This is a genomic window from Microbacterium sp. 71-23 (assembly GCF_001897265.1).
GTDB classification, from domain to species: domain Bacteria; phylum Actinomycetota; class Actinomycetes; order Actinomycetales; family Microbacteriaceae; genus Microbacterium; species Microbacterium ginsengisoli.
In genome coordinates, this window is sequence record NZ_MKSL01000045.1 from 1 (window position 1) to 4,604 (window position 4,604).

At 69.1% G+C, this 4,604-nt stretch carries 5 protein-coding genes; 2 read left to right on the forward strand and 3 right to left on the reverse strand.

Annotation, left to right across the window (positions count from 1 at the left end):
- Positions 1–213: 213 nt before the first annotated feature.
- Both BGO15_RS13455 and BGO15_RS13460 read left to right on the forward strand, forming a co-directional pair.
- Positions 214–606, forward strand: a complete 393-nt coding sequence (locus tag BGO15_RS13455; protein ID WP_056518686.1) for a hypothetical protein — start codon at positions 214–216, stop codon at positions 604–606.
- Positions 603–803 (forward strand): hypothetical protein, encoded by a 201-nt coding sequence (locus BGO15_RS13460; RefSeq protein ID WP_045245944.1) that lies wholly within the window; start codon positions 603–605, stop codon positions 801–803. The genes BGO15_RS13455 and BGO15_RS13460 overlap by 4 nt, the downstream gene beginning before the upstream one ends.
- Before the next feature lie 24 nt (positions 804–827).
- Here BGO15_RS13460 and BGO15_RS13465 read toward each other — a convergent pair whose 3' ends face one another.
- From BGO15_RS13465 to BGO15_RS13475, 3 genes are all read right to left on the reverse strand, one after another.
- Positions 828–1,862 carry an HNH endonuclease gene (locus BGO15_RS13465; protein WP_156454705.1) on the reverse strand — a complete coding sequence of 345 codons (1,035 nt, stop codon included), beginning with the start codon at positions 1,860–1,862 and terminating at the stop codon, positions 828–830.
- A gap of 16 nt (positions 1,863–1,878) precedes the next feature.
- Positions 1,879–2,226: a hypothetical protein gene (locus BGO15_RS13470; protein ID WP_156454704.1), complete on the reverse strand. Its 348-nt coding sequence runs from the start codon at positions 2,224–2,226 to the stop codon at positions 1,879–1,881.
- A gap of 623 nt (positions 2,227–2,849) precedes the next feature.
- A complete protein-coding gene (locus BGO15_RS13475; protein ID WP_056519234.1) occupies positions 2,850–4,160 on the reverse strand; it encodes a UDP-glucose dehydrogenase family protein in 1,311 nt (436 codons plus the stop codon).
- Positions 4,161–4,604 lie beyond the last annotated feature (444 nt).

The window sequence follows — 4,604 nt, forward strand, 5'->3', positions numbered from 1 at the left end:
AAAACCCCGCGGGAAGTGACACCACGCTAAGAGACTCACCCTCCAAATGTGGACGAATTCGGTTGAAATCCGTTCCCCGTGCACGGGTGAGCCCGCCCCCGCTCCCAGACTAGGTCCCACGTGCGGTCCTTTTCGTCACGGCATCCGATGAATTCGACGGATGCCGCGGCCCGGACCGTGACGCATCACTGATTCCGCTGGGGAGGGGGTTCGGTGGTCGACATCGTGGCCTCGGTGCTGGATGCGATCAACGCGCGTGACGAGCGTGCGTTCGTCGCGTGCTTCGTCAGCGACGGCGCGATCGTCGATGGTGACGACCGGTTCGCGGGCGCCCGCCAGTTGCGGCTCTGGTTCGACACGGAGGTGCGCCGGCCGGATGCGGTCGTGTCGATGCTGGCGCGGTCGCGGTCGGATGACGTGGACGTGCTCACGTGGGAGTGGGACTGCCGTTCTTTCCATGACGAGCGGGTGCAGTTCTGCACGCTCGCCCTTGTCTCCACTCGTCGCGACCTGGTCGCGTCGATCGAGTTCCGCGCTGCCCGCTCATGGCCGAGCGATCCGTTGCGCCCGCGACCGCTGGACGGATGGCTGGAGGATCCGCTGTGACGTACGACCCGATCGTCGGTATGACTCGAGGCTCGAGACGGGGTGGCCCGCCGCGCCGGCCCGGCCATTCGTGGTGGGCGTATGTGATGGTGGCGGTGATCGCGGTGGGAGTGGCGGCGCTGGTGTATCTCGCGGTGACGCACGACTACACGTTCAGCCCGGAGGGTGGCGCGGCGACGTCGGCACCGGTGCGCTGACGCGCGCGTTCTGCCAGGTGCCGGTCAGAACGGTGCGGTGGATTCGTCGTGTCGAGGATGCGCGCGCGAGCCGGTGTCGCCGGGTGGATCGGGCGTGAAGGTGACGGCGTGCGCGCCGGCGCCGGCGGGGTGGTCGAGGTAGGTTCGACCGCCGGGTGAGGTCCATTCGAGGATGCCGCCCGGGTGCTGCCGCACGGTCCACGCGGTGAACTGCTTCATCGAGTGGTGCCGTTGGCAGAGGTGGGCGAGATTGGATGCCTCGGTCTTGCCTCCGAGCGCCCAGTCGGTGGTGTGGTCGACTTCGCAGCGCACGGCGGGGACGCGGCATCCGGGGAATCGGCAGTGCTGGTCGCGGGCGCGAAGGTAGCGGTCGAGGGCGGCCGGTCGCTGGTAGGTGTCGACGGCGAGCACCTGCCCGGTGATGGGGTGGGTGAGCACGCGTTCCCACGGGCAGCGGGTGGCACCGGCGAGCCGGCGGGCGGTGTCGGCGTCGAGGGGGCTGCGGCCGGCGAGTTCGGCGGAACGGTCGTCGTCGCCGAGCAGGGTCGCGACGGGAACGACGATCTGCACCTTGGCTCGGATGGCTCCGAGAACGCCCGGGCCGTCGTCGGTGCGGGTCGGGTCGGCGCTGGGAGCGACGGTGAGCAGCATGTCGGTGACGAGGTCGGCGCGCACCTGGTCGATGGAGCGGGTGTCGGCGGCATCGACGCACGAATGGGCGTCGACGTCGGCGCCGGCGTCGACATGCGCGCGCGTGTCGATGAGAATGCGGGCCTGCTGGGTGAGCCGGTCGTACACGGCGTCGGCCAGCAGCGTCGGTGTCGTGACGATGAGGTCGGACATTCCTTCGCCGCGCGCGACCACGCGCACGCAGCGCTCGGCGCGCGCGTCGACGTGGCGTTCGACGAGTGATCGCGGGTGCATGTCGTCGGCGAGCTGCTCGAGCAGTCGGCGGAGCCGACCCGGGGTGTGGTGCGTCGCGAGGGCCGCGGCATCCGTATCGAAATCGGCGCGTGCGTCGATCGGAACGATGGCGCCGCAGTCGACGATGGTGCGCACGTGAGCCCGGGTGATGTCACCGACCTCCCACCGGGAAAGGGGCCTCCCACCGGGAAAGGGTGGCCGGGTAGTGCTCGACGAGTTCGATCGCGTCACCGATATCGCGCTGCACCGAGCGGTCGGAGCGCCGGGCGACGGCGCCGATCTCGGCGGACAGCGACCGCAGCACCATGTCGTGCTCGCGCACACGAGTGGGGGTGTCGGCCGTGAGGTCTCGCACCAGACGGCCCGCGGCGGCGAGCGCCCGCATCCGCTCGACCTCGGCACGGGCGACGATGCGCTCAGCGAGGTCGATCGCGCCCACCACGTCGTTCCACGCGCGCTGATCAGCGGCGAGAAGGGTGGCGGCGGATGTGGAATGCATGTTCCCATTGTCGCTTGGGGGTGCGACATTTTGTTCGGCCTTTTCTTCGAATGTGAAAGCTTCGCGACTCCGGATGATTGTGGAGGAAGCTTCGTTTCGAGCGCCTCTGAGCGACGCTCCGGGCCAGAACCTTGCGCGTGATCTCCGCCCCGGAGGGATCAGGAATCCGCCTCGTGTCGCCCGACATCCCGAGGATCACAGCCTCGCCCGCACGAACACCGTGGAGCCGCACCCCGGGAGGGAGCGGCATCCGCTCAGTCGGGTTGCGGGCGCGGTGCGTCGATGCCGGCGCGCAACGCGGTGGAATCTGGAGCCGGCGGCGGACAGGGGCTCGGAGTCAGCGCGGTGCGGTGCCGAAGCGGACACAGACGGCACGCCAGTCCGCGCGCGGGTACACGCGCGCGACGCGGACCCCTCGCCGCGGAAGGTGCCGCGCACGCTCGCCGATGCGGTGGCGACGCGTCGTGGGATCACGGCTCGGGCGTCGAACACGAGAACGCCGCGCGGCATCGGTGCGCACCGTCGAACCTCGCGACGGGTCGTCGCTCGGCGGGGTGTTGACTCGGGGCGCCCTGTGACACCCACGCGCCGCCCTCCGGCGACGCGACGCGTGACAGGGACGGCTACGGCCGCCCCATCCCGTAGTACGTCCATCCCGCCGCGCGCCAGGCCGCGGCATCCAGGCAGTTGCGGCCGTCGATGATGATGCGGCCCTCGGTGAGAGTCGACACGAGCTCGGGGGCCATCTGCCGGCGGTACTCATCCCACTCGGTGACGACGATCACCACGTCAGCGCCGCGCAACGCCTCGTCCCGGTCAGCGAGGTAGGTCAGCTGCGGATGGATGCGGCGCGCGTTCGCGATCGCCTCAGGATCGGTGACCCGCACCGAGGCCCCCAGCCCGTGCAGGCGTACCGCCACGTCGAGGGCCGGCGAATCGCGGATGTCGTCGGAGTGCGGCTTGAACGCGGCCCCCAGCACGGCGATCTTGCGTTCGAAGGTCTCTCCCCCGAGCGCATCGACGGCCAGTTGCACGGCCCGATCGCGACGACGAAGGTTGATCGCGTCGATCTCACGCAGGAAGGCGACAGACTCACCCTTGCCGAGCTCTTCGGCGCGCGCCGAGAAGGCACGGATGTCCTTGGGCAGGCATCCCCCGCCGAACCCGATGCCGGCTCCCAAGAAGCGGCGCCCGATGCGAGCGTCGTGTCCGATCGCATCTGCGAGCTGAGTGACGTCGGCGCCCGTGACCTCGGCGATCTCGGCCATGGCGTTGATGAAGCTGATCTTGGTTGCGAGGAAGGCGTTCGCCGCGACCTTCACCAGCTCCGCTGTCGCGTAGTCGGTGACGATGAAAGGCGTGCCCTTCGCGACCGAGGGGTGATAGACCTCACGAAGAATGGATGCCGCGCGCTCCCCCTCTGCGCCAGCGGGGACCCCCGCCACGAGCCTGTCGGGATCGATCGTGTCTTGCACTGCCCAGCCCTCACGAAGGAATTCCGGGTTCCAGACGAGGGTCGCGCCGGTCGCTTCGACGCGAGGCGCGAGCCCCGCGGCCGTGCCGACGGGCACCGTCGACTTGCCCGCCACGATGTCGCCTTCGGAGAGGTAGGGCAGCAGCCCATCGAACGCGGCATTGACGTAGGTCAGGTCAGCGGCGTATCCGTCCTTCTGCTGGGGCGTGTTGACGCCGACGAAATGCACCGTCGCGCCCGCGACGTCGGCCATCCTGTTCGAGAATCGAAGGCGCCCCGAGCTCACCCCATCGCGGACGAGATCTTCCAGATTCGGCTCGAAGAAGGGCGCCGTCCCTGCACTCAACGCGGCAACCCGATGCTCGTCGACGTCAACTCCGACGACTTCGTGACCGATTGATGCCATCGCGGCGGCGTGCACCGCTCCGAGATAGCCGCATCCGATGACCGATAGGCGCACGAACCCTCCCTTGATCGACGTCAATTCGATCTGCCGAGTGTGTCCGAGCGGTTGAGGCCAGTTGACGTGCAGATGAATCACTGACCTGCAACGACGGCAGGAAGGCGCCACGCACCGCACTGGGTGCCGGACGCGCGTCTACGGCGCCTGAAACCCCGAGAGGCGGTCGTGCCGGGAGGATTCACCCCACAACTCTCCCAAGGTCCCGGGAGTGTGAGAACAGAGTCGCGACGGGGGCCGATCGCCCCACCCTCGCTGCGCCCGGACAAGCCCCGAGGTGCCGCGCACCGCCGGCAAATCGGAGTCGTCGGCCCGCGTAGCCAACTCCTCATCGACGTAGGGAGGCATTCCATGGGCTGTCGACGCTGAGATTAGCCTCGCTGGACCGCCCGAACTCGGCCTTGCAACCCCCGGGCGCGGGTGAGTCTCTTAGCGTGGTGTCAC

Bases quoted from the DNA above. Each gene is read 5' to 3' on its own strand.
- BGO15_RS13470 (WP_156454704.1), bottom strand. From the start codon at position 2,226: ATGCATTCCACATCCGCCGCCACCCTTCTCGCCGCTGATCAGCGCGCG.